This is a genomic window from Pseudarthrobacter sp. 05T312 (assembly GCF_056396685.1).
In genome coordinates this window covers 275,011-299,801 of record NZ_JBFTLY010000003.1, presented here as the reverse complement: position 1 = coordinate 299,801, position 24,791 = coordinate 275,011, and the positions used below count along the sequence as shown (strand labels likewise).

General features: G+C 66.8%; 21 protein-coding genes and 2 tRNA genes. 10 read left to right on the top strand and 13 right to left on the bottom strand.

Annotated features, from left to right (window positions below):
• The first annotated feature begins 165 nt into the window (after positions 1-165).
• Positions 166-1,500: an MFS transporter gene (locus AC1DIP_RS07375; RefSeq protein ID WP_476211619.1), complete on the top strand. Its 1,335-nt coding sequence runs from the start codon at positions 166-168 to the stop codon at positions 1,498-1,500.
• 343 nt (positions 1,501-1,843) lie between these two features.
• Positions 1,844-2,317 carry a hypothetical protein gene (locus AC1DIP_RS07370; protein ID WP_477733353.1) on the top strand — a complete coding sequence of 158 codons (474 nt, stop codon included), beginning with the start codon at positions 1,844-1,846 and terminating at the stop codon, positions 2,315-2,317.
• A 38-nt stretch (positions 2,318-2,355) separates the two neighbouring features.
• Here AC1DIP_RS07370 and AC1DIP_RS07365 read toward each other — a convergent pair whose 3' ends face one another.
• Positions 2,356-3,183, bottom strand: coding sequence for an alpha/beta fold hydrolase (locus tag AC1DIP_RS07365; protein ID WP_476211617.1), 828 nt, complete (start codon positions 3,181-3,183; stop codon positions 2,356-2,358).
• Positions 3,184-3,264: 81 nt separating this feature from the next.
• The gene (locus AC1DIP_RS07360; protein ID WP_477733352.1) at positions 3,265-4,662 is read right to left on the bottom strand and encodes an amino acid permease; all 1,398 of its coding nucleotides are present in this window, start codon (positions 4,660-4,662) and stop codon (positions 3,265-3,267) included.
• Positions 4,663-4,959: 297 nt separating this feature from the next.
• Here AC1DIP_RS07360 and AC1DIP_RS07355 point away from each other — a divergent pair, with 297 nt between their 5' ends.
• The 5 genes from AC1DIP_RS07355 to AC1DIP_RS07335 are packed head-to-tail and all read left to right on the top strand — an operon-like array spanning position 4,960 to position 10,776.
• Positions 4,960-5,670, top strand: a complete 711-nt coding sequence (locus AC1DIP_RS07355) for an NUDIX hydrolase (RefSeq protein ID WP_477733351.1) — start codon at positions 4,960-4,962, stop codon at positions 5,668-5,670.
• Positions 5,667-6,971, top strand: a complete 1,305-nt coding sequence (gene nadA / locus AC1DIP_RS07350; RefSeq protein WP_476211614.1) for a quinolinate synthase NadA — start codon at positions 5,667-5,669, stop codon at positions 6,969-6,971. Before AC1DIP_RS07355 ends, nadA begins: the two co-directional genes overlap by 4 nt.
• Positions 6,971-8,692: an L-aspartate oxidase gene (locus tag AC1DIP_RS07345; RefSeq protein ID WP_477733350.1), complete on the top strand. Its 1,722-nt coding sequence runs from the start codon at positions 6,971-6,973 to the stop codon at positions 8,690-8,692. Before nadA ends, AC1DIP_RS07345 begins: the two co-directional genes overlap by 1 nt.
• Positions 8,685-9,602, top strand: coding sequence for a carboxylating nicotinate-nucleotide diphosphorylase (gene nadC, locus AC1DIP_RS07340; RefSeq protein WP_477733349.1), 918 nt, complete (start codon positions 8,685-8,687; stop codon positions 9,600-9,602). The genes AC1DIP_RS07345 and nadC overlap by 8 nt, the downstream gene beginning before the upstream one ends.
• Before the next feature lie 7 nt (positions 9,603-9,609).
• On the top strand, positions 9,610-10,776 hold the full coding sequence (locus AC1DIP_RS07335; RefSeq protein WP_477733348.1) for a cysteine desulfurase family protein: 1,167 nt from the start codon (positions 9,610-9,612) through the stop codon (positions 10,774-10,776).
• A 35-nt stretch (positions 10,777-10,811) separates the two neighbouring features.
• Here AC1DIP_RS07335 and AC1DIP_RS07330 read toward each other — a convergent pair whose 3' ends face one another.
• Entirely contained in the window at positions 10,812-11,300 is a 489-nt protein-coding gene (locus AC1DIP_RS07330) for a GtrA family protein (RefSeq protein WP_477733347.1), read from the bottom strand.
• A 25-nt stretch (positions 11,301-11,325) separates the two neighbouring features.
• Entirely contained in the window at positions 11,326-11,988 is a 663-nt protein-coding gene (locus AC1DIP_RS07325; RefSeq protein ID WP_476211609.1) for a DUF1684 domain-containing protein, read from the bottom strand.
• A 171-nt stretch (positions 11,989-12,159) separates the two neighbouring features.
• Here AC1DIP_RS07325 and AC1DIP_RS07320 point away from each other — a divergent pair, with 171 nt between their 5' ends.
• Together AC1DIP_RS07320 and AC1DIP_RS07315 are read left to right on the top strand one after the other, a co-directional pair.
• The gene (locus tag AC1DIP_RS07320; protein WP_477733346.1) at positions 12,160-12,966 is read left to right on the top strand and encodes a hypothetical protein; all 807 of its coding nucleotides are present in this window, start codon (positions 12,160-12,162) and stop codon (positions 12,964-12,966) included.
• A 70-nt stretch (positions 12,967-13,036) separates the two neighbouring features.
• Positions 13,037-13,843, top strand: a complete 807-nt coding sequence (locus AC1DIP_RS07315; protein WP_477733345.1) for a transglutaminase-like domain-containing protein — start codon at positions 13,037-13,039, stop codon at positions 13,841-13,843.
• Here AC1DIP_RS07315 and AC1DIP_RS07310 read toward each other — a convergent pair.
• From AC1DIP_RS07310 to bcp, 8 genes are all read right to left on the bottom strand, one after another.
• Complete coding sequence (locus tag AC1DIP_RS07310; RefSeq protein ID WP_476211606.1) at positions 13,840-14,301, bottom strand: MarR family transcriptional regulator; 462 nt, start codon at positions 14,299-14,301, stop codon at positions 13,840-13,842. The genes AC1DIP_RS07315 and AC1DIP_RS07310 overlap by 4 nt on opposite strands.
• Positions 14,301-15,410 carry a CE1758 family FMN-dependent luciferase-like monooxygenase gene (locus tag AC1DIP_RS07305; RefSeq protein ID WP_476211605.1) on the bottom strand — a complete coding sequence of 370 codons (1,110 nt, stop codon included), beginning with the start codon at positions 15,408-15,410 and terminating at the stop codon, positions 14,301-14,303. Before AC1DIP_RS07305 ends, AC1DIP_RS07310 begins: the two co-directional genes overlap by 1 nt.
• A 181-nt stretch (positions 15,411-15,591) precedes the next feature.
• A complete protein-coding gene (locus AC1DIP_RS07300; RefSeq protein WP_477733344.1) occupies positions 15,592-18,825 on the bottom strand; it encodes an efflux RND transporter permease subunit in 3,234 nt (1,077 codons plus the stop codon).
• 69 nt (positions 18,826-18,894) lie between these two features.
• Positions 18,895-20,397 carry a malate:quinone oxidoreductase gene (locus tag AC1DIP_RS07295; protein ID WP_477733343.1) on the bottom strand — a complete coding sequence of 501 codons (1,503 nt, stop codon included), beginning with the start codon at positions 20,395-20,397 and terminating at the stop codon, positions 18,895-18,897.
• Between the two features lie 79 nt (positions 20,398-20,476).
• Entirely contained in the window at positions 20,477-22,144 is a 1,668-nt protein-coding gene (locus tag AC1DIP_RS07290) for an ABC transporter substrate-binding protein (RefSeq protein WP_477733342.1), read from the bottom strand.
• Between the two features lie 163 nt (positions 22,145-22,307).
• Positions 22,308-23,012, bottom strand: a complete 705-nt coding sequence (locus AC1DIP_RS07285; protein ID WP_477733341.1) for a fasciclin domain-containing protein — start codon at positions 23,010-23,012, stop codon at positions 22,308-22,310.
• Positions 23,013-23,245: 233 nt separating this feature from the next.
• A tRNA-Leu gene (locus tag AC1DIP_RS07280) sits at positions 23,246-23,327 on the bottom strand.
• A 97-nt stretch (positions 23,328-23,424) separates the two neighbouring features.
• Positions 23,425-23,898: a thioredoxin-dependent thiol peroxidase gene (gene bcp, locus AC1DIP_RS07275; RefSeq protein WP_477733340.1), complete on the bottom strand. Its 474-nt coding sequence runs from the start codon at positions 23,896-23,898 to the stop codon at positions 23,425-23,427.
• A 96-nt stretch (positions 23,899-23,994) separates the two neighbouring features.
• Between bcp and AC1DIP_RS07270 the strand changes: the two genes are divergently transcribed.
• Positions 23,995-24,453: a MarR family winged helix-turn-helix transcriptional regulator gene (locus AC1DIP_RS07270; protein ID WP_477733387.1), complete on the top strand. Its 459-nt coding sequence runs from the start codon at positions 23,995-23,997 to the stop codon at positions 24,451-24,453.
• A 217-nt stretch (positions 24,454-24,670) separates the two neighbouring features.
• Here the strand turns inward: AC1DIP_RS07270 and AC1DIP_RS07265 are convergent.
• A tRNA-Lys gene (locus tag AC1DIP_RS07265) sits at positions 24,671-24,746 on the bottom strand.
• Positions 24,747-24,791: the final 45 nt, after the last annotated feature.

Sequence of the window (24,791 nt, the reverse complement as noted above, 5' to 3'; positions counted from 1 at the left end):
TTCAAATATAGAACTCAATGGACAATTTGCCGTTCACCGCAAAAATCGACCACACCGTGTCGCGTATCACAGTTTCCGTAGTACCCTACTAACTAACTGACCGTTCTGTCGGTAATTCTGAAGGCGTACGGGCAGCCCCGCTGCCCGATAAACAATGGAGTTTCAATGACCACACCTTCCAAGGTGGATACATTCGCCGGTCCCAGCACACGGCGTGAGGAACGCAAGGTCCTCGCCGGAACCCTCGTCGGCACCACCATCGAATGGTACGACTTCTTCATCTTTGCCCAGCTGACCGCAACGCTGCTGTCACCGCTGTTCCTGGCACCGCTGAACGAGTCCAACCCGGGCCTGGCGCAGATCCTCTCCTTTGCCCTCATCGGCATCAGCTTCCTGTTCCGCCCCCTCGGCGCAGTGATTGCTGGACACCTCGGCGACCGCCTGGGGCGGAAGGCGATGCTGGTCTTCACCCTGGTAATGATGGGCGCGGCCACCGCACTCATCGGCATGCTGCCCACCTACGCGCAAATCGGAGCCTGGGCCCCGGTGCTGCTGATCCTGCTGCGGGTCATCCAGGGCTTCTCGGCCGGCGGTGAATGGGGCGGCGCTGCCCTGATGGCCGTCGAGCACGCACCGGTCAACCGGCGCGGACTCTTCGGCGCCTACCCGCAGATCGGCGTGCCCGTGGGCATGATCCTTGCCACCGGCCTCCTGTTCTTCCTCAACACCGGCATGTCCAAGGAAGACTTCGCGGCCTGGGGCTGGCGTGTGCCGTTCCTGCTGTCCATCGTCCTGATCGTGGTGGGGTACCTCATCCGCCGCGCCGTTGCCGAAAGCCCGGTCTTCCAGGAGATGGCCCAGCGGAAGGAGGAGAGCAAGGCACCCCTGGGTGAGCTGGTCAGGAACCACAAGCTCCCGGTCCTGTACTCCACGCTGATCTTTATCGGCAACAACGCGGCAGGTTACCTGCTGATTGCGTTCTTCATCTCCTACGCCACCAAGACCCTGAAGATGCCCACGCCGCAGATCCTCCTGGCCACCACGCTGGCGTCCTTTGGCTGGCTGATCTTCACCCTGGTGGGCGGCTGGCTGTCCGACCGCATTGGCCGCGTCAAGACGTTCCTGATCGGCTACGCCATAGTCTTCGCCTGGATGATCCCGATGTTTGCCCTGATCGATACCAAGGACATCATGCTCTACGGCGTCGCCCTGTTCGTCCTCACGATCGGCCTGGGCCTGTCCTACGGCCCCATGTCCGCCATGTACGCAGAGATGTTCCCTGCGCATGTCCGGTACTCCGGCATCTCCATCGGGTACGCCTTCGGCGCCATCCTGGGCGGTGCCTTCGCGGCGACCATCGCAGAATCCCTGCTCCAGTCCACTAAGTGGACCGGTTCGATCGGCATCTACATCATGGTCCTTTGCGTGATTTCCGCCGTCGGCGTGGTGCTGGCCAAGGAGACGAAGGGCCGCCCGCTCGGCGTCAGCAGCCACCACTGATCCCACCGGCACCCGCCAGGGTCAGAAAAGCTGGGGCAGGTCCCACCCGCCCCACCGTGGCCTCCACCAGTCGCGGAACCGCACCACCAGCAGCCCGGACCGCTCGGTCCGGGCTGCTGGTGCGTGCGGGGCAGTTCTGCCCATCGCCGTGATTGGCCGGTCCCCGGTAGCGTTGCCCCGGGGGCCGAACGCTGCGTGCCACACCGTGGGGCAGGATCAAACATGTGGGGGCAAGGTGGCGGGAGAAGCCAGCGGTTCAAAAACGCGGCGTGGACGCCGTCCATCCCGTTGGCGGCGTGCATGCACCCTCATGCCCGCCACGCTCGCCCGTAAGGTGGCGCCCGTGGTTGCGACCAGCCTTCTGGCGGCACTGGCGGCATGTGCGCCCGTGGACTCCCCGGCTGCGGGCCTGGATCTTGCTTCCGCGAAACAGTCCCTACTCAGTCAGCAGGACGAGCTGAAGTCGGTAGTGCCGCCGGACGAAGTGTCCACGTCTACGCGGACCGAAAAGTCCCGTGCGTTGTTTGAATGCGGGAACGGTGGCTACTACTGGCCGGGAACGATGGATGTGGTCCTTACCCCGGATGCCGACACCGCGTCCCTGCTGCCGAAGATTGAAGCCGAGTGGTCCGCGAAGCCTGGTTGGACGGTCCAGTCCGGGACGGGCATCAACGGAATCCCCGAACTGATAGTTTTCAGCGGGGAAGGGTACCGGCATTCAATCCAGTACGACCCGCAGCGGAACTCACTTTATGTGCTGTCCTCGTCCGCGTGCTTTCGGATGGAGGGAAGACCAGAACCGGGGGTTGACTACTGACGGACGGGAATGGAATCGATCCGCGCTGCCCAGGCGGCTCAGACGGCCAGGAACGAAATGGCGGCCTGTTTGAAGGCCCGGCTGGTAATGGCATTGGTGTGGTTCCGGCCGGGCAGCACCAGCTGCTCCGCCATGGACCCGGCGCTGCGGGCCAGTTCGGCAAGCCTGGGCAGGGTGTGGGCCCGCTCGTCCTTGTCGCCCACCACCAGCAGCATCGGAACGTGGGGGACCGCTTCGGCGGGGTCGTACGGTTCAGCCTTGATGGCCTCCACCAGCGACAGCAGCGCGAAGATGTTGTTGCTCGGCAGGAGCAGGGCCATCTTGAGCAGTTGGGCGGTGGATTCGTCACTGATGGGCGTACCGTCCGCCAGGTAGTCCTGGGCGGCCCGGAGGTCGAACGCGGCGAGCGGATCCGAATCGTTGGGTCCACCGAGCACCAGCCGGTGCACCAGCTCAGGCTGCGTGGCGGCAAACTCCCAGGCGAGCCGGGAGCCCAGCGAATAACCCACCACGTCGAGCCCGCTGGAAGGATCACCGTCGTGCAGGGGCCGCGCACCGGCGTCGAAAACTGCCTGGAGCAGGTCCGCCCTGATTTTGCTGGGGGAGTAGGAATCGCGGTCCTCCGGCGCGCCGCTGCGGCCGTGGCCCGGCAAATCGACGGTGATGATCCTCCGGCCGGCGTCAAGCAGGGCCGACACCCAGCCGGTGTCCTCCCAGTTGAGCTTGGAAGATGAGGAAAAGCCGTGGAGCAGCAGGACCGGCCGCAGTCCGGCGTCGGAGGCGGGTTCATGGACCGCGACGTACAGCTGCGGGTCGGTCCCTTCGACGGTATGCCCCTGCTGCTGTCCGGTGTGCCTGCCGCTCATGGTGTCAGTTCCCCAATCAGGTAGTGCGCCTGGGCGGGCCCGGCGCGTCGGTGCGTCTTCCTTTGAAAGGTACCCGCCCCTCTACCTGTTGGCCAACCGGTTACGGCCGGCCACGCGGGCCCCGGCGGCGCACGCCAGCGCAATGCCGGCGATCAGGGCGAAAGTGCTGAAGAGCTGGACGCGGCTGCCCTCGGCGCTGAAGCCGACCGCGAAAATGAGGCCCAGCAGGACCAGGCCCAGGATGGTCAGTCCGGGGAAGCCCTTCATCCGCAGGGGCAGGGGGGAGCCGTCCCGGTCTGCCCGCCGGCGCAGGATCAGCTGGGAGATCAGCGCGCTGCCCCACACCACCAGGCACGTGGATCCCACCAGCTGGAAGAGGGCAGGCAGGATCCGTTCCGGGAACAGCAGCTCCAGGACCGTGGCGATGAAGCCGAACGCCACGGAAACCGCTACGGCGAGCAGCGGCACGCCGGCACCGTTGAGCCGCGTGAGGACCCGGGGCGCCTCTCCCCGCTGCGAGAGCGAATACACCATGCGGGATGCGCCGTAGAGGTTCGCGTTCAGCGCCGAGAGGAGTGCGACGACGGCCACGAGGGTAATGGCGGTGGAGGCGCCCGGGATCCTGGCAGCGTCCAACACACCGGCGAAGGGCGAGGCGAGGCCCTTGGACGTGGCCGGCAGGACGGCGGCAATGACGAAGACGGAGCCGATGTAGAACACCAGGATGCGCCACACCACGGTCCGGATGGCTTTGCCGACGCTGCGCTCGGGGTCTTCGGTTTCGGCTGCGGCGACCGAGACGATTTCCGTGCCGCCGAAGGCGAAGATGACCACAAACAGGGCTGCGGCGACACCGCCCAGGCCTTGCGGGGCAAAATTTCCCGTGAGGTTTGCCGCGCCGGGGGAGTCGACGCCGGGCAGCAGGCCCAGGAGCAGGGCGGCGCCGATGGCGAGGAACAGGACAATGACGGCCACCTTGAGGATGGCGAACCAGAACTCGAACTCACCGAAATTCCTGACGCCGGCCAGGTTGATGCCGGTAAAGACCACCATGAAGAGCAGAGCCAGCGCCCAGACCGGCACCACGGGCCAGACGGAGAACAGCAGTCCGGCGGCGCCCAGGGCCTCGGCGGCGATAACCACCACCAGCTGCAGCCACCAGAGCCATCCGATGGTGGCACCGGCCGTCCGGCCGAGCGCCTTTTCCGCGTATACCGAGAAAGCTCCGCTGGTCGGGTTGGCAGCGGCCATCTCGCCCAGCGCCCACATCACCAGGATGATCAGTGTGCCGGCTACGAGGTAGGAGAGCAGCACCGCAGGTCCAGCTGCCTGGACGCCGGCGCCTGACCCCAGGAACAGCCCCGCGCCGATGGCGCTGCCCAGCCCCATCATGGTGAGCTGGCGCGGCTTCATGCTGTGGCCGGCTGTGGCGTTGGTGGGGATGGCGGCGGACGTGGTCCGGCCAGACTTCGTCGTCATGGGGGCAATGCACCTTCTGGGGCTGGTGGGTGGGGCGGCCCGCTGGGGGTCCGGGTCCTCGTGGGACCTTTTGAATTTACCGCCTCCGGAACGTGCCCGGAAACGCGGCAGGAAGGAGGGGAACGGATCGCAGGCAAAACCGCTTCATGGCCTGCCGCCCGCGGTGCCGGGCGTAGGCGGCAGAAATATTTCCATTTCGGGTGTGCCCGGCCGTAGAATTAGTTTTGGTCAAGATGACCATAACTAAGGATCGACCGCCCGAAGGTTGTCGAACGGGGACGGAAGGCGGTGAAGCGGGTGTACTACAGTTCGGCAAACGTTTCCGAGCGCCAGGCCGCCCCGCCGTCGCTGGCCATCTCCACGGTGATCTTCGCACTCCGGCCCAGCGAGTCCTCAGGCCGGCCCACGTTGTGGCTTCCCCTGGTGCGCCGCATCCGGGAGCCCTTCAAGGGACTGTGGGCCCTGCCGGGCGGACCCCTCAGCCACGACGAGTCCCTCCAAAGCGCCGCGGCCAGGAACCTGCAGGAGACCACCGGCCTCGCGCCCCGCTACCTGGAACAGCTGTATGCCTTCGGCGGCCTGCACCGCTCACCCACCCAGCGGGTGGTGTCCATTGTCTACTGGGCGCTGGTCCAGCCCACGGAAGCTGCGCTCGCCGATGAATCCGAAAATGTGAGGTGGTTCCGGGCCGACCGCCTGGGCGGGCTCGCCTTCGACCACAACGCCATTGTGGACTACGCCCTGGGACGGCTCCGGAACAAGCTGGCCTACGGCTCGGTGGCCTACCACCTGCTGGGCGAGTACTTCACGCTCGCCCAGGTCCGCGAAGTCTACGAAGCCGTCCTGGACCGCCAACTGGACCCGGCCAACTTCCGCCGGCAGCTCAAATCGACCCCGGAAATCGAAGAGACCGGGGAACACCTCCAGGGCGGCAAGCACCGCCCGCCACGCCTCTACCGCTACACCGGCCGGCCCGGCCTTGACCCAGACAACAGGAGCACACCATGAGCAGCGTCAACACGGCAATCCAGCTGATCACGCGCGAACAGGCCGAGAAGGGCGCCGCCGCCAAAGGCAGCACCTGCAGCCCGGCTCTGGCCAAGGGCCCGTGGGACTACGACCTGGCCGAGGCACTGGCCGGCGTTCCCGCCTACGGCCCGGGCGCCTCCAGTGCGGACCCGGCCCCTGCCGGCACCCCGCGCCAGGGCCAGTTGCCCGACGAGTACAAGCAGGCCAGTGACGCCGAACTCGGCGAACGGATCAGGGCAGCCAAGGCCACACTGGGGGAGCGTGCCGTCATCCTCGGCCACTTCTACCAGCGCGATGAGGTCATCCAGTACGCCGACTTCGTGGGTGACTCCTTCCAGCTCGCCAACGCCGCGCTGACGCGGCCGGACGCAGAGGCCATCATCTTCTGCGGCGTCCACTTCATGGCGGAGACGGCAGACATCCTCTCCACGCCGGAACAGGCAGTCATCCTGCCCAACCTGGCCGCCGGCTGCTCCATGGCCGACATGGCGGACGCGGATTCCGTGGAGGAGTGCTGGGAACAGCTCGAGGAGATCTTCGGCACCGAGCCCGACGCCGAGGGCCGGGTCCCGGTCATACCCGTCACCTACATGAACTCCTCCGCAGCACTGAAGGCGTTCTGCGGTGAACACGGCGGCATCGTCTGCACCTCCTCGAATGCAAAGACGGTCCTGGAGTGGGCATTCCAGCGGGGCCAGCGGGTCCTGTTCTTCCCCGACCAGCACCTGGGACGCAACACGGCCAAGGCCCTGGGTGTTCCCCTGGACCAGATGCCCATGTGGAACCCGCGCAAGGACCTGGGCGGCAACGACGAACAGGCGCTCCTGGACTCCCGCGTGATCCTCTGGCACGGGTTCTGCTCCGTCCACAAGCGCTTCAGCGTCGCCCAGATTGAAAAGGCCCGGGCGGACTTCCCCGGCGTGCAGGTCATCGTGCACCCCGAATGCCCCATGGAGGTGGTGGACGCCGCGGATTCCGCCGGCTCCACGGACTTCATCAAGAAGGCCATCGCCGCCGCCACCGAGCCCACCACATTCGCCATCGGCACCGAAATCAACATGGTCAACCGGCTTGCCGCCGAGTACCCGCAGCACACCATCTTCTGCCTGGACCCGGTGATTTGTCCTTGCTCCACCATGTACCGGATCCACCCCGGCTACCTCGCCTGGGTACTGGAGGAACTGGTGGCCGGCCGCGTGGTCAACCGCATCACGGTGGACCACAACGTGCAGGCCAACGCCAGGACGGCGCTCGAGCGCATGCTCGCCGCGAGGCCGTGATGACGCGCCGCCTGGCCGTCGTCGGAAGCGGTATCGCAGGGCTCTACGCCGCACTGCTTGCCACCGATGCCGGTGCGGACGTGGTGCTGCTGACCAAGGGCGCGCTGGACCAGAGCAACACCTGGTACGCGCAGGGCGGGATCTCCGCCGTCCTCACCGAACCTGCCCCGGGAGACACCGTCGACGCGCACATCGCCGACACCCTGCGCGCCGGGGGCGGGCACTGCAACGAGGCCGCAGTCCGGCTGATGTGCACTGAGGCGCGGCGGGATATCACCGGCCTGCAGCGCTACGGTGTCGCCTTCGATGCGGGCCACGCCGGGGCGGGAACGGCAGGGACCACGCACGACGTCGGCCCGGCCCTTGGGCTCGAAGCAGCCCACAGTGCCCCGCGGATCCTGCATGCAGGAGGAGACGCCACAGGTGCCCGCGTGGCCGGAGCGCTGATCCAGGCCGTCCTCTCCCGCAGGGACGGGGGACAGCTCACCATCATCACGCACGCCCTGGCCACCGCTTTGGTGACCCGGGACGGGAAGGTGACAGGCGTCGGATACCTTAAGGACGGCCGGCCAGCGCAGCTGGACGCGGATGCCGTCCTGCTCGCCACCGGGGGAGCAGGCCAGCTGTTTTCGCAAACCACCAACCCCGCCGTTGCCACCGCCGACGGACTGGCGCTCGCCGTCCGCGCCGGAGCGGCAGTGGCAGACCTTGAGTTCTTCCAGTTCCACCCCACCTGCCTGGTCAGCTCCGCCGCGGCCCACCCGGACCGGCTGGACGGGCCACTGCTGATCTCCGAAGCCGTCCGCGGCGAAGGGGCCATCCTGCTGGACTCCGGCGGACGCCGCTTCATGCGGGCCTACCACCCCGACGCCGAACTGGCGCCCCGCGACGTCGTCTCCCGCAGCATCGCCCTCCACCTGGCCAAGCTGGGCGATCCCACCGGCCACGTCTACCTTGACGCCCGCGGTATCGAGCAGGCCAAGGGCGCGGGCTTCCTCGGGCAAAGGTTCCCCACCCTCACCCGCAAAACCCTTGACGCCGGCATCGACTGGACCCGCGAACTGGTACCCGTCGCCCCCGCTGCGCACTACTGGATGGGTGGGGTACGCACCGACCTCTCCGCACGCACCACCGTTCCGGGCCTCTACGCCGCCGGCGAAGTTGCCTGCACGGGTGTCCAAGGGGCAAACCGGCTGGCCAGCAACTCCCTCCTCGAGGGACTCGTTTTCGGCCGCCGCGCTGTTGAAAGCTTCCTCTCCGGTGACCGGGGCTGGGACGCGTCCCGCGTCAGCGATGCTCCGCGTGCTGCCTCGGCCGCGGGCGGCCTCGGCTTGACGCACGCTTCCGCACCCCTGCCGCGAAACGCGAGTGCGCACGTCGCCGTCCCTGCTGGTTTTGAAGGGGCCGGCGAGCCGTTTTCCCGGGAGGCTCTACGCCGCCTCATGACCTCGCACGCCGGGGTGCTGCGCTCCGGGAAATTGTTGGCTGAGGCCGGCCGGACGCTCGAGTCCTGGGCCGCCGTCGTCCGTCCTGATGCCGTTGAGTCCGTTGCTGACCCTGTTGCCTGCGAGGACCGGAACCTCCTGTTGGCCGCACAGCTGTTGGTCAGCGCCGCCCTCCAGCGCGGTGAATCGCTGGGGGCGCATTACCGCAGCGATGAACCTGTCGAAACTGCCAACCTGACTTCACTCCGCCCGAAAGCGAGCCTGCTCCATGACTGAACCCGCTGTGATCGACCAGGCAGTGTCCCCGCGCCCCCTGCTGGACCTGACCCTCCCGCCCGCCCCCGTCAGGGACATCCTGGCGCGGGCCTTCGCCGAGGACGCCCCCTCCGGCGACATCACCTCGCAGCTGCTCATTCCCGCCGGCGCCCGCGCCACCGCCGTCCTGAACGCCCGCGTGCCGGGCGTCCTCAGCGGAGCCACCGTCTTCCGCGACGCCATGGAGCTGGTGGACCCTGCCACGCAGGTGGAGCTGCTGGTGGCGGACGGGGAAACGTTCGACGCCGGCACGCACCTCGCACGGGTCACCGGCTCCGCCCGCTCGGTGCTGCTGGCAGAACGCGTGGCGCTCAACCTGGTCCAGCGGATGTCCGCCATCGCCACGAAGACCGCCGAATTCGTGCGGCTCGCCGAAGGTACCCGGGCCCGCATCACGGATACGCGCAAGACCACCCCCGGCCTGCGCATCCTGGAACGGTTCGCGGTCCGTTGCGGCGGCGGTGCAAACCACCGGTACAGCCTCTCCGACGCCGTGCTGGCCAAGGACAACCACCTTGCCGTGATGACCGGCGGGGACCCGGCCAAGCTCACGGCCCTCCTCCTGGCCGCCAAGGCACAGCTGGGACACACCACCCACTTCGAAGTCGAAGTGGACCGCATGGACCAAATCGAACCCGTGCTGGCAGCGGGCGTGGACACCATCATGCTGGACAACTTCAGCATCGACGAGCTCAAGGCAGGGGTGGCCCTCGTGGCCGGCCGGGCCCGGGTGGAAGCCAGCGGAAACGTCAATACCGGCACGGTCGCGGCCATCGCGGCCACCGGGGTGGACGTCATCTCCGTGGGCGCCCTCACCCACTCCGTGGCCGCGCTGGATCTGGGCCTCGACGTCGAACTGGCCGCCGGGTGACCCTGCCATGATCTTCCTTGACGCCGCCGCCACCACCCCCGTCCGCCGTGAAGTACTGGACGCCATGTGGCCCTACCTCACCGGCGGCTTCGGTAACCCCTCCAGCCACCACACCCTCGGGGAAGCGGCGGCCGCGGCACTCGCGGGGGCGCGGAGGGCGGTGGCGGATGTCCTCGGCTGCCGGGCCGGCGACGTGGTGTTCACCTCCGGCGGCACCGAAGCGGACAACCTCGCCGTCAAAGGCATCGCCCTGGCCCGGCAGGCCGCAAACCCGCTGCTGGACCGGGTGGTGATCAGCGCCGTCGAACATCCCGCGGTGGAGGAATCCGCCCGGTACCTGGAACGCTTCCATGGCTTCGCTGTCGACGTGGTGCCTGTTGATTCAACCGGCCGCGTCACGCCCGACGCGCTTGCCGGGGCGCTTCGCCCGGAAACCGCGCTGGTGAGCATCATGTACGCCAACAACGAGGTGGGCACCAGCCAGCCCATCGCCGCGCTGGCGGACCTTGCCCACGCCCAGGGCATTCCGTTCCACACCGACGCCGTCCAGGCCGCCGGCTGGCTGCCGCTGGACACCCGCACGCTGGGCGTGGATGCGATGAGCATCTCGGGGCACAAGCTGGGCGCACCCAACGGCTGCGGACTGCTGTTTGTCCGGAGCCGTACGCGCCTTGAACCGGTCATCCACGGCGGCGGCCAGGAGCGGGGGCGCCGGTCCGGAACGGAAAACGTTGCGGGCGCGGTGGGGCTGGCCACGGCCCTCACGCTTGCCCGGGACCGCCAGGCGGGGGAACAGGCGAGGGTAGGCGGGCTGCGTGACCGTTTCATTGCCGCAGTTTTGGCAGGCGTGCCGGACGCCGTCCTCACCGGACACGCGTCGGAACGGCTGCCGTCAGTGGCGTCGTTTTGCTTCCCCGGTACCAGCGGCGAGTCGGTGCTCCTGGAGCTGGAACGGCGCGGTGTGGTCTGTTCCAGCGGCTCAGCGTGCGCTGCCGGCTCAGACGCGCCGTCGGCCGTGCTCACCGCCATGGGTATTCCGGCAGAGGTGGCCCAAACGGCGGTCCGTTTCAGTTTCGACGCGGCGGTGACGCAGGAGGACCTCGACGCCGCCGCGGCTGCCGTTCAGGCGGCTGTCGCCGGCGTCAGGAACCTGGGGGCGGGCCAGGGCCGGTAGCCGAACCTCCATCCGGAGCCACCTGGTCCGGTGCCCTAGCGGTGGCGCGCCCGGCGGAAGATCCAGTGCCGCAGCATGCTGAACCGCACCGCGGTGGCCAGGAAGCCGGAGAGCGTGGTGGCCACCAGTTCGTCACCGACGGTGGCGTCGGGATTAAGCCAGTGCAGCACTCCGAGGCTGCTGCCGGTGATCACCAAGGCCACGGCGATCACCACCAGGCCGTTCAGGTGGTCACGGTAACGGCGCTGCCCGCCGGCGATCTTGAACGTCAGCCGGCGGTTCAGGGCCGTGTTCAGCAGCGACGTGAGGACCAGCGCCACGGCGTTGGCCAGCTGGGCGCCGAGCCACGGCCGCATCAGCGCGTAGAGCCCCAGGGACGCCGCGGTGCAAATGACCCCGACGCCGGAAAAGCGCAGCAGCTGCCGGATGACCGGAAAGCGAAGCACGCCGCGGTAGTGTTTGGTGGCGGGAAAGCGCCGGGGCGCTGTTTCCGTGACGGCGGGTGCGGACAGGCCTTCGCTCACGCGGTATTACCGGTAACGGTCCGCATCAGTACAGCTCGCCGACGGGGATGTCCACTGCGAGCCGGTTGGATGGCCCGGGCAGCGGGCAGGCCCACGCCTCGTTGTAGGCGCAGGAGGGGTTGTAGGCGAAATTGAAGTCCAGGACGAACATGGCATCCGGCCCGGACCCCTGGACCCCGTGGTAGGCACCCTTGATGGTGTCCAGCAGGTAGCGTCCGGCGCCATAGCTGCCTCCCGGCTGGCCCGCCGTGGCATCGCGGAACGGAACGAAGATACCGCCGCCGTATCCGTGGATCTTCCACACCCCCAGCTGGCCCATTTCGGGAAGGTCGAAGGTGCCAAGCCGCACGAAGTTCACCACCCCGTCGGTTCCCGTGTCAACGCTCAGCTCCCGGCCCGCGCCTTCCTTGGTGAGCGGGACATGGAACCGGTAGATGGGGTCGTAGTCTGCGGTCTTCAGACCGGAAAAGCGGGCCTTGTCCGCTGCCGTCAGCGCCGAAGCCGGATGCGTGGCGAACATCAGGTCCCGCTGGTGGCGCCAGTAAGAGTGGGCCTCGGACGGGCTCTCGGCGGATATCCGGCGGACGTTGTCGTAGAGCGCAAAGGTCCGCAGCCGCCAGTCGGCGATGTCCAGGGCCGAAATGTCCGCGGGGTTCTCTTCGGCTGCGCCGTGCTGCTCTTGCGACATAGCCTCCAGCCTAGTCCCAGCCCGGGGTGGTAAATGTCCGACGGCGACACGGCCGGCCCGTGCCTCGGCCGGCGGCGGGCGGGCGGACCGGCCGGGGGATGGCGCCGGGGAGGCAGGAAACACCGCCACGGCAGGCGGGAGAGGGGGACGGACCCCGTTAGGCTGGGCCCCATGACAGGCGCGCCACTGAAGGCTGTTCTTTCCGGTATCTCCCTCATGGCTGCCGCGGTTCTGCTGGCAGCGTGTTCCGGGCCGCAGGCAGCAAGCCCGGGATGGACGGCCCAGCCGGGCCCTTCGGCGCCGGCAGCATCCGGAACAGCCACGGCCGGAACGGCACCGCCGGCTGCCGGCGCCACGGCAGCGGCCCCGGCAACCTCCGGCGAGCCGCAGGCGGTGCCCACCGCAACGTCATGGAAGACCTTCTCCGACCCCGCGAAAACCGTCAGCTTCGACCTCCCGGCGGACTGGATCGCCCAGTCCGTGGCAACGGAGGAGGGCATCCTTCCGGGCGGACTGAAGGTCGACGTGAAGAAGCCCGACGGGACCTTCATGGCTTCGCTCCGGACGGGACTGCCGCCGTCGTCCGTTGACTGCCCGGACAGCGGGCAGCATCCGTACACGGTGATCAGCAGCGTGCCCTTCGACCTGGCCACGCCGGGCGGGGAGGGAACCATCCCGCCGCGCATGGTTTACCGGGTGATCCAGGGCTACCGCTATTTCGGTTCCTACGGCATCACCAATGTGGTGGGTGGAACCGACGGGAAGGCGTGCGAGCTGCGCAACGTGGTGCGTGGGCCGGCCGGGAAGGGCGACTACTCATTTGGGGACCTCGTCGCCCTCAAAGCCTTCGCCCCGGACGAGAAGGTGGCCCCGGCAAAGGCGTTCGACACCCTGGGCCAGGCGGCCCAATACGTCAACGAGAGCCCTGACTTCGCCAACGTGCAGCGGATGCTAATGTCGCTGAAGGTCAAAAACTAGTCCCGCTGCCCGCGCCCACCAGTGCCGGGGCGCCCGACTTGCCTTCCACCCCCAACACCCCCGGAGATTCATGGAACGCTCTGTTTCCGCACGCCTGGCCTTCAGGACCATCGCCAACACCAAGGTGGCCATGGCCGTCGCCGTGGCCAGGAACAGCGGTTACTCATCCTTTGTGGAATCCCTGTCCGTGACGGCCGGGGGAGCGGAGGTACCGCTCACGGAAATTTCGGACCACCACGGGGGCCGGTTCCACTACATGGAGTTCGCCGAACCCGCCGAAGTCACGGTGGAATATTCGGCGACGGTGGCCGGCCGCGCCGTGCCCGAAGAGGCCGACCTGGCCGACCGCATCCGCTATGTTCGTCCCAGCCGCTATGCCGAGTCCGACCGGCTGCTGCCGACGGCGTACGCGGAATTCGGCGGAGTCCACGGGGCCGACCTGGTGCATGCGGTCCGCGACTGGGTCAACGGCGAACTGCGGTACATCAGCGGCTCCTCCCGTGGCACGGATGGCGCGGTGGAGACGCTCCTGAGCAGGCGGGGCGTCTGCCGGGACTTCGCACACCTGGCCATCGCCCTGCTGCGGTCCAAGGACATCCCGGCCCGCCTCGCGGCTGTCTACGCCCCCGGGCTGAATCCCATGGACTTCCACGCCGTGGCGGAAGCCTATGTGGAGGGCGCCTGGCACGTCATCGACCCCACGGGGCTTGCCCCGCGGGAGTCGATGCTGCGCATCACTTCCGGCCGTGACTCGTCGGACACGGCTTTCCTTTCCACGGTGGGCGGAAGCCTGGTCCTGAACCAGCTGCGCGTGACCGCGGTGGTGGAAGGGGACCTGCCGGCAGAGGACCCCGCCCGGCTCGTGCAGCTGGGCTAGCGCTTCCCCAGGGAACTGCGCAGCTTGTCGGTAAGCCGCCTGAGTTCCTTCTGCTCGGCCGCCGTCAGTGCCGGTCCCACCAGGGCCGAGATGTCGCGGACATGCTCGCGGCCGATTTCCTTCTGCAGTTCGCGGCCCTCGTCCGTCAGCTTGAGCAGCACGCCGCGGCCGTCCTCCGGCGCCGGCATCCGGGCCACGAGGCCGCGCTTCTCAAGCCGCTCCACCAGCCGGCTCAGGCTGGACTGGCTCAACAGGACGTTGTCGTTGAGCTCGTTGAGCCGAAGCCAGCCGGACGGGCAGCGGGAAAGCGTGAACAGGACGTCGTACTCGTTCACCGCAAGCTTCCGGAACGCGGGCCCGGACTGCAGCTTCCGCATCACGGCTACCTGCGCCCGGAACAGCGATTCCCAGGTCTCTGCCGCCAGCCGCACCGGAGATTCCGATCCTCCCGTGGCCATTACGCCACCGGGGTGGCGTTGCCGGCATCCTGCGACGCCAGCAGCGCGGCCACGCGGCCTGCGTGCGTGGGCGGTTCCGGAACGTGCGCGGGCTTCAGTGCTGCGTACTCCTTCCGCAGGACCGGCAGCACTTCCTCGCCGAACAGGTCCAGCTGCTCCAGGACGGTCTTCAGCGGCAGTCCCGCGTGGTCGATCAGGAACAGCTGCCGCTGGTAGTCACCGAAGTACTCGCGGAAAGTCAGGGTCTTCTCGATGACTTCCTGCGGGCTGCCCACGGTCAGCGGGGTCTGCGAGGTGAAGTCCTCCAGCGACGGGCCGTGGCCGTAGACCGGGGCGTTGTCGAAGTAGGGGCGGAATTCCTTCACCGCGTCCTGGGAGTTCCTGCGCATGAAGAACTGCCCGCCGAGTCCCACAATCGCCTGGTCGGCCTTGCCGTGGCCGTAGTGCTCGTACCGCTCCCGGTAGAGGCCGATCAGCTGCTGGTAGTGCTCCTTGGGCCAGAAGATGTTGTTGGCGAAGAAACCATCACCAAAGTAGGCGGCCACTTCGGCGATCTGCGGCGTGCGGATGGAACCGTGCCACACGAAGGGAGCCACGCCGTCCAGCGGGCGGGGGGTGGAGGTGAAGTTCTGCAGCGGCGTGCGGAACTTGCCGGACCAGTTCACGGTGTCCTCGTCCCACAGCTTGCGCAGGAGGCTGTAGTTCTCGATGGCCAGCTCCACGCCGTCCTGGATGTTCTTGCCAAACCACGGGTAGACCGGCGCGGTGTTGCCGCGGCCCAGGACCAGGTCGACGCGTCCGTCGGCCAGGTGCTGGAGCATGGCGAAGTCCTCGGCGATCTTCACCGGGTCATTGGTGGTGATCAGCGTGGTGGCCGTGGAGAGGATGATGCGTTCGGTCTGCGCGGCGATGTAGGCCAGCGTGGTGGTGGGGGAGGAGGAAAAGAAAGGCCGGTTGTGGTGCTCGCCGATGGCGTAGACATCCATGCCGATTTCCTCGACTTTTTTGGCGATCGCCACCGAGGCCTTGATGCGCTCGTGTTCGGAGGGGGTACGGCCTGTGGTGGGGTCCGTGGTGATGTCGCTGACGCTGAAAACACCGATCTGCATGACGTGCCTTTCCGTTCCTGGACTTGCTGGGCTTGGTTCCAGTGTAGACCAATTTAGATGCATTTGCATCTATCGCCTTCTGCAACACCGCGCCGCGCCGATTATTCCCCGGCAGGTTACACGCCCCGGACACAGCGATGCCCGCACCACAGGGTGGTGCGGGCATCGCGGGAACCGGGCTTTACTCGGCGCCGCCGGGGGCAGCCCGGCGGCCGCTGACCTTGGGGACCTGGCCTGTGGTCCAGTCCCTGAACTCGGCGTCGATGTCCGAACCGGGTCCGGCCTCCGGGCGGGCCTGCAGGTCGCGCAGCAGCGCCTTCTTCTCGCGCCGGCCTTCCACCAGCCGGTAGAGCACCGGGACCAGGACCAGCGTCAGGGCCGTGGAGGACACCAGGCCGCCAATCACCACCACCGCCAACGGCTGGGAAATGAACCCGCCGCCGCCCGTGAGGCCCAGCGCCATGGGGGTCAGGGCGAAGACCGTGGCAAGTGCCGTCATGAGGATGGGCCGGAGCCGCTGCCTGGCGCCGTTGGTGATCGCATCCGCCACAGTCATGCCGGGCCGGCCGTCACGGGGCTGCCGGTACTGGTTGATCAGGTCTATCAGCACGATCGCGTTGGTCACCACGATGCCCACCAGCATCAGCATGCCGATCAACGAGGGCAGTCCCAGCGGAACTCCGGTGAGCAGCAGCAGGGCCACGGCGCCGGTGGCGGCGAACGGAACCGAGACCAGCAGGATCAACGGCTGCACGAGGGACTTGAAGGTGGCCACCATGATCACGTACACGATGGCGATGGCCGCCAGCAGGGCCAGGCCAAGTTGCCGGAAGGATTCGGCCTGCTGGGTGGTGGCGCCCCCGATGGTGGCAGTGACCCCCGGCGGAAGCTGGACGTCAGCCAGGCGTTTTTGGACTTCGGTGTTCACTGCGCCGAGGTTGGAGCCCGACGGCGTGATGGACACCTTGGCGGTACGCTCGCCGTTGCTGGCGGTGATGGAGACGGGGACGTCCACCTGCTCCACGGCTGCGATGGTTCCCAGTGTGACCGGCCGTCCGGCCGCCGGAAGCGGGATGTTCCGGACGGCATCGATGCTGGTGAACTTGGTGCCCTGGCCAATGCGGACGGGGAAGTCATTGGTGTCGATCCGGACCGTGCCGGCCGGGATGGGGCTGATCGTGGAGGCCAGCACACCGGCCACCTGCTCCTCGTTCAGGCCGGCTGCCGCGGCCTTGGCCCGGTCCACCTTGACCTGCACCACGGGGTTGCTGGCGGCAAGGTTGCTGGCCACTTCGCTCGTTCCGGGCACCCCCGTCATAGCAGCAACCATGGTGTCGCTGGCCGACTGCAGGTCGGCGCTGGTGGCAGCCTTCAGCGTGATGTCAACGGTGGACGAGGTGCCGAAGCCACCCTGCTGGGTTCCCACGGAGATCTTTCCGGCGTCGGGGACCTTCGCCAGCTCCGAGCGAACGGTGTCCTGGAGCCGTTCCTGGTCGGCCTTTTCGTCAGTCACCACGGTGAATGTCGAGTTGGACGATCCGGTGGAGGTCAGTGCCGCGAAGCCTGCCTGGGCGTTGCCGGATGTCACCTGGACGTCTTTGATGCCGTCGATGCCGCGCAGCACCCCTTCGAGGCGGATGGCCGCCGCGCTGGTGTCGGCCAGGCTGGTCCCCGCCGGCAGCACCTGGCGCACGGTCAGGCTGTTTTGCCCCGAGTTCCCCAGGAGGTTGGTGGCAAGCAGCGGCGTCATGGCAGCGGTGGCACCGAGCACCAGGACAGCTGCCACCAGGGTGATGACCGGGTGTTTCTGCGTGGACCGGAGGATGGGAAGGTAGCCGCGCTGCAGCCTGCTGCGCTGTTCTGCGTCGTGGGCCCTCGCCTTGGCCTCGTCGGCGATGCGCCGCGCCTCCGGGGTGCCCGGAGCTGCGCCTCCGGCAACGCCCTTGGGATTCCGGAGGAACCAGTAAGCCAGCACCGGGACGATGGTGAGGGAGACCAGCAAGGACGCCAGCAGCGCCATGGTGACCGTCAGGGCGAAGGGCCGGAAAAGTTCGCCGGCCAGTTCGCCGACAAAAGCGATGGGCAGGAACACCGCCACCGTGGTCAGGGTCGAGGCGGTGATGGCCCCGGCAACTTCCTTGATGGCGGTGAGGATCGCCGTCGACTTTTCCTCGCCGTAACTGAGGTGCCGTTTGATGTTCTCAATGACCACGATCGAGTCGTCCACCACCCGCCCGATCGCGATGGTGAGGGCGCCCAGCGTCAGGATGTTCAGCGAGTAGCCGGTGGCTGACAGGCCGATGAAGGTGATGAGGAGGGACAACGGGATGGAAATGGCCGTGACCAGCGTGGACCGTGCCGACATCAGGAAGAGCAGGATGATGGCGACGGCGAACCCCAGTCCCAGGAGGCCTTCGGTGGTGAGGTCCTTGATGGACTTTTCGATGAACGGGGCCTGGTCGAACACGGGCGTGAACTTTGCGTTCGACCCCAGCTCGGCCTCCAGGTCGTTCAGCGAGTCCCGCACGGCGTGCGAGATCCCTACGGTGTCGCCCTCAGGTTTCTTGGTCACGGACACGGCGAGAGTCTCGGCGCCGTTGGTACGGGTGATGGAGGTTCGCTCGTCGTCCTTGAGGGAAACATCGGCAACGGAACCGATAGTCGCCCCGTTTTTGGCTCCGGCCAGCGGCAGGGCCTTGATGGCGTCGAGGGAATCCACTGGGCTGCCGATCTGCAGCGAGAGGGTCTTGCCCTGGTCCTGGAGTGTTCCGGCCGGAACCAGCGCGCCGTTGTTGGACAGGGCGTCGCGGATGGCGGTGACGCCTGCCCCCGCCGTCGCCATGGCGTCGGTGCGCGGGAGGATCTCGATGTGCTGGGAGGCGCCGCCCGTGACGTCGGCACTGCGGACGCCGTCGATCTTCTGCAGCCTGGGCACGCTGAGGCGCTGCAGGTCCGCGTTCAGTTCACTGAGCGGCTTGTCCGACGAGACGGCCAGGAAAACAATGGGAAAGTCGCTGATGCTGCCGGCGATGGCCTGCGGCTGGACGTCGCTGGGCAGCGTCCGTTTGGCGTTGGAGATGGCCCGGTCGATCTGGTTGCGCGCCCGGTCCAGGTTCGAACCGTAGGTGAACACCAGGGTGATCTGGGAGACGCCGGTCCGCGATGTGGAGGAGGTGGATTCCAGCCCCTCCACGCCGTTCAGCGCCTTCTCCAGCGGGCCGCTGACCTGCTTGTCCACCACTTCGGGGGACGCCCCCGGCATGGAGCTGAGCACCGTGATCTGCGGAAACTCAATCGAAGGGATGAGCTCCTGCTTCAGCGACGACATGGTGATCACGCCGAACACCGAGGCGAAGACGGTGATCAGCGCGATCAGGGCCCGGTTCGCCAGGGAAAGGTGCGCCAACCGGAACATGGGTGGTCTCCTGGGGGTCTAAGTGACTGGTACAAGCCCTGGGGGTGCCAGCCGCTGGCCCCGGCAGGGTCAGCGGCTGGCGGAAACGCTCTCCAGCTGGAGGGACTTGGCCGTTGCCCGTTCCAGCTCCGCGGCGAGGTCCGGACTCTCATCCAGCTTCACCCCGTAGCCGGGCATCATGTCCTTGAGCTTGGACTGCCAGCCCTTGAAGTTCTTGGGGAACGTCTTCTGGAGCAGCTCGATCATGATGGGGACAGCGGTGGACGCCCCCGGCGAAGCGCCCAGGAGCGCACCGATGGAGCCGTCGCGGCCGGCAATCACTTCAGTGCCGAACTGGAGGATGCCGCCCTTTTGCGGGTCTTTCTTGATGATCTGTACACGCTGGCCGGCGGTGATGAGTTCCCAGTCGCCGCCCTTTGCCTCCGGGTAGTACTCCCGCAGTGCCTCCACCTTCTGGTCGTGGCGCTTGACCACTTCCTTGACCAGGTACGCGGTGAGGTCCATGTTGTCCTTGGCGACGGCGAGCATCGGAATGATGTTGCCGGGGCGGATGGACAGGGGCAGGTCCAGGTACGAGCCGTTCTTCAGGAAGTTGGTGGAGAAGCCGGCGTACGGGCCGAACAGGAGCGAACGCTTGCCGTTGACGTAGCGTGTGTCCAGGTGCGGGACCGACATGGGAGGTGCGCCCACGGAGGCCTGGCCGTAGACCTTGGCGCTGTGCTGGGCGGCGATGGTTTCGTCCGTGCAGCGGAAGAACTGGCCGGAAACCGGGAATCCGCCATAGCCCTTGCTTTCCGGGATGCCGGAGGCCTGGAGCAGGTGCAGGGCACCGCCGCCGGCGCCCACGAAGACGAACTTGGCGTGGATCTTGCCATGTTCCCCTGACCGGGGGTGCTTCAGCGTCAGGTCCCAGCCGCCGTCGGATGCGCGGGAGATCCCCGTGACGTCGTGGCCGTAGTTGATCTCGACGCCGTTGTTCCCCAGGTAGGAGGTCAGCTCGCGGGTCAAGGCGCCAAAGTCGACGTCGGTGCCCTCGGCGGCGCGGGTGGCAGCAATGCGCTGCTTGGGGTCCCGGCCCTTGACGATCAGCGGAGCCCACTTGGCGATCTGGGCGTGGTCTTCGGAGTATTCCATGCTGCGGAACAGGGTGTGCGGCTTCAGTGCCTCATACCGGGTCTTCAGGAACCGTGCGTGATCCTCTCCGATCACGAAGCTCATGTGCGGCACGGTGTTGATGAAGCCCTTGGGGGACCCAATGAGGTTGTTGTCCACCAGGTGGGACCAGAACTGGCGGGACAGCTGGAACTGTTCGTTGATGAGCAGTGCCTTGTTCGGACTGACGGAGCCGTCCTTGGCTGCGGGGGAGTAGTTCAGTTCGCAGAGGGCGGCGTGGCCCGTTCCTGCGTTGTTCCACGGGTCCGAGCTTTCCAGGCCAGGCTGGTCCAGCCGCTCGAACAGAGAGATGGTCCAGTTCGGCTCCAACTGCTTGAGGAATGCCCCCAGCGTGGCGCTCATGATGCCGCCGCCTATCAGGACAACGTCGGCGTGTGGGGTCTTGGAAATGAAGGTCACGATCAGTCTCCGATTGCAGCGGCTCTGGCTCCCACAGAATATCCCCGCCCGGCCCTCATACTGAAATTGGCCCGGGCCGTCAAGGCTTTAGCTGCACCTTCGTGAAAACTTCATTTAAGACAGGCGACGCCGGGTAGCTGAGCACGCGGTCCGAGAGGGCAAGTGCGGAGATGGGGAAGGCGATGGGAACAGCCGGCACCGTCGCGGCAATCTGGGTGTTGATGGTGTGATAAAGGTCATCCCGCTCCTTCCCGTCAGGAAGCCCGCGTGCCCGGTTGATCTTCGAGAAGACCTGCGGATCCTGGTACCCGAACTCGCCGTTCTTCTCCCCGAAGAGTGGCCCGACGAAGTTGTCCGCGTCCGAATAGGAGCCGTTCCAGCCAAGGATGTGGAGGGCATGGTCGCCCGCAGACTGGACCTTCTGGAGGTAGCCGTCGGACCAGTCAACGGGAACTGGCCGGATGTTGAAGCCGACGGCGGTGAGCTGCCGGCTGAGTTCGGCGTATACCTTTTCGGGGGTGGGCAGGTACGGGCGGGTGACGTTGAGGGGGTAATAGAACTTGAGTTCCTCGCCGGCGTAGCCGGCCTCCTTCAGGTAATCCTTTGCCTTGGCAGGATCGTGCCCGAGTTCCGGCGCGTCGTTGTTGAATCCGCTGATCTTGGGCGGAACAAACTGTGTGGCCTTGGCGGTGTTGTCGATGAAGAACTTCCGGATCAACGTCTCCTTGTCGATCGCCAGCTCCACCGCCTGCCGGACCTTCTGGTTCTGGAGGATCGGGACGTCCTGGTTCATCCCCACGTACATCACCGAGAACGGGTCGCGCTGCACAATCTGCTTGCCGCGCTTGACCAGCTGGTCGAAGTTACCGACGGTCACGGCGTCGTAGCCATCAATCTTGCCGTCCAGCAGTGCCTGGAGGCGGGTCTGGGGGTGGTTGTAGGCCAGGAAGTTGATGGTGGCGATCTGGCCGCGGTCACCCCAGTAGGCCGGGTTGCTGGCCAGGGTGACGTTGTCGGTGCCCCAGGCAGCAAGGGTGAAGGGGCCCGTGCCCACGGGATTCGTGGCGAAGGCGGACATCGCCTGGCCACCCCGGTTCTGGTCCAGGACGTCCGCCTTGCCGGAGGCGAGGGCTGCGGGGGATGCGATGGCGAAGGCGGGCAGCGTCAGCGCCTGCAGGAACGCGGTGAAGCGCTGGGTGAGGTCGATCTGGACCGTGTCGGGGGCCAGCGCGGTGCAGCTCTTAAAGATCGACAGCCCGGGCTCGTCGGAGTGTGCCTTGAAAACGCCCTTGAAGGAACTGCCCGGTGCCTGCTTCCGCAGCTCGGCAGGGAAAGCAAACCAACGGTTGAAGTTGCTGCAGACCGCGTCGGCGTTGAAGGGGGTGCCGTCCTGGAATTTGACTCCGGTGCGGAGCTTGAAGGTGTAGGTGCGGCCCTCGTTGGATTCGTTCCATTCCGTTGCCAGCAGCGGAGTGGGCTTGCCGGTGGTCTGGTCAACCCCCACCAGGCCTTCGAGGATCTGCCGGGTGATGCGCTGGGACTCCACATCGTTGGACAGTGCCGGGTCCAGCCCCAGGGGCTGGGCCGCCGTGCCGAAATTGAAGGTGGCCTGGGGCTCCGCCGGCGGGGAACTGGGCGTGCCTGAGGAGGGGGAGGGGGACGGCAGCCCGGTGCACGACGTTACGCCCAGCGCCATGAGGACGGCGCCGGCCTTGATGACCGTCCGCCGCGATGTACTGCTGGGCACTCGTTTATCACCTCTGGATGCTGCCGGCTCCGCCGCATGCGGGCCGGAATCCAGTCTAGGGGACGGTGCTCGTGGCCGGCCCCAGGCAGGCCTGTGACGCGCCAGGGCCGGGCCCGCCGGTTGAGTGGCGGGCCCGGCCCTGTGTTGGGGGGCCTGGAGGGGCTCACTTGGGCATGAGGACCGAGTCGACCAGGTAGACGGTTGCATTCTTGGTCTTGACGCCGCCGCAGATCACGTTGGCGTTGTCCACCTTGAGGTTGTCGCCGCTGCCGGTGACCGTGACGGAGCCGCCCTCGACCGTGGCGTGCGTGCCGGCGATCTTATCAGGGGTGATCTGGCCGGGAACCACGTGGTAGGTGAGGATCTTGCTCAGCAGGGCATCGTCAGTCTTCAGGGTTTCAATGGTGGCCGGGTCGATCTTCTTGAAGGCGTCGTCCACCGGGGCGAAGACGGTGAATTCGCCGCCGTTGAGCGTGTCGACCAGGTTCACCTTGGGGTTCAGCTTCCCGGACACCGCGGCGGTGAGCGTGGTGAGGATGGGGTTGTTGGAAGCGGCGACGGCCACCGGATCCAGCGCCATTCCTTCCACCGAGCCTGCGCCGGTGGGTACCTGCTTGGCGTAGGCGGCGCAGCCGGGGCCAACCAGGTTTGCGGCCGGGTCCATGGCGCCCATCGAGGAGCCTGCGGACGGGGAAGCCATGCTGGAGCTGGACGGGGACGCCATGCTGGAGCTGGGGGCGGATGACATCGGCGCCGAGGACGCCGAAGACCCGGAGGTGCTGCCGGATCCGCCGCAGGCGGTGAGGCTGAGCAGAGCGGCCGCTGCAATGCCTGCGACGGTGAAAGTGGTGCGCTTGAAGGTCTGCATTGGGGTTCTCCTTGGATCGTTGGCCTGCCGCCATCGGACGGCGTGTCCGTGGCCTGCAGCCTGCTTCGGGGTGGGCACCTGCCCTTGGCTGGTGTCTCAATGGCTATTCGCCGGGTGGGCCGCGGCGGATGGGTGGATCCTTGGATTTTTTCTATTCGTGGCAGGAAAGGGAGGCAGCCAACGTCCGTTCTTAACGCAGGAATCCCCCGGCCGGAGCCGGGGGATTCCCAGTGTGCGCAAGGGGGGACTTGAACCCCCACGCCCGAAGGCACAGGAACCTAAATCCTGCGTGTCTGCCAATTTCACCACTCGCGCGCGGCTTTCCGGCCTGAACGCCAAGCGTTCGACGGCGGATGCCAGAGTCCATTGTAGCGTTGCGCCGGGCAGGTCCCCCCGGCAGGCCGCGGCCGGGTCAGCCGTCCAGGCTTAGGTCCCTCCTGAGCTTTGCCACGTGGCCGGTGGCCCGGACGTTGTATTGGGCCAGCGCCACGTTGCCGTCCGGGTCCACCACAACGGTGGAGCGGATGAGGCCTTCGTAGGTCTTGCCGTAGTTCTTCTTTTCGCCCCAGGCGCCGTAGGCCTCAGCCACGGCGTGGTCGGCGTCGGAGAGCAGCGGGAAGGTCAACGACTCATTAGCGGCGAACTTTGCCAGTTTTTCGACGGGGTCGGGGGAGACGCCCAGGACGTCGTAGCCGGCGGCCTGCAGGGAAGACAGGCTGTCCCGGAAATCGCAGGCCTCCTTGGTGCAGCCCGGGGTGGAGGCCGCCGGGTAGAAATAGACGATGGTGGAGCGGCCGGGGCGGGGAGCCAGGCTGACGTCCTGGCCGGTGGAATCCTGCAGGGTGAAAGCGGGGGCCTTGTCGCCGGTAACGAGTCTTTCAGCCATTGTTTTTCTCCTTGTTGCGGGCGGGACACAACAGCCTAGTAAGCAGGTGGAGCGAGTGCTAATCGGCATTTGGCTATACTTGCTGCTATGCCTGATATGGATCACTGGCCCACAGGGCGCCTTCTGTCCACTGCTGCGCGACTCGTTGAGCACTCCTGGAACGAAAAACTCGGCGCCATCGGCCTCACCCATGCCGGTGTTATCGCCATCGAGGTCCTTGCCGCGCAAGGGCCCATGACCCAGGCCCAGCTTGCCCAGTACGTCCGCGTACAGGCCCAGACCATGGGCAAGACCCTCAGCCGGCTTGAGTCCCACGGCCACATCGCCCGGGTGCGGAGCACCTCGGACCGCAGGAGCCACGTGGTATCGCTGACCGAGCAGGGCAAGGAGGCCGTTGCCCAGGCTGTGGAGATGGAACGCTCCGTCCTTGCGTCCGCCTCGATTGACCCTGAGTTGCTACGCCAGGAACTCAAGGCAGTAGTCCGGGAACTGGCCAGCCAGTTCTCTACCACTCCCAGCAACGCCGCCGCCCTGGTGGACAACGCCGCCAAGTAGTCGTGCGGCAGCCCGCGTAAGAAAAGCGCGGCACCGGCTTCCCGAAAGCCGGTGCCGCGCTTTTTTGTGCCCCCGCGCGCGCCGCCGTGACCATCGATTGCTCCGTAGTTGTCCTTTTGAGCCCTGAAAACGGCGGGTACGGAGCAATCGATGATGGGGGCGTAAAACAAAACAGCCCCCGGTCTGTGTTTCCACAAACCGGAGGCTATTTTCCCAGTGGTGCACCCCCCGGGACTTGAACCCGGAACCCATTGATTAAGAGTCAATTGCTCTGCCAATTGAGCTAGAGGTGCATCTTTTTTGCTTCCATCCCCGGGCTTTTTCTTTCCCGTTGATCT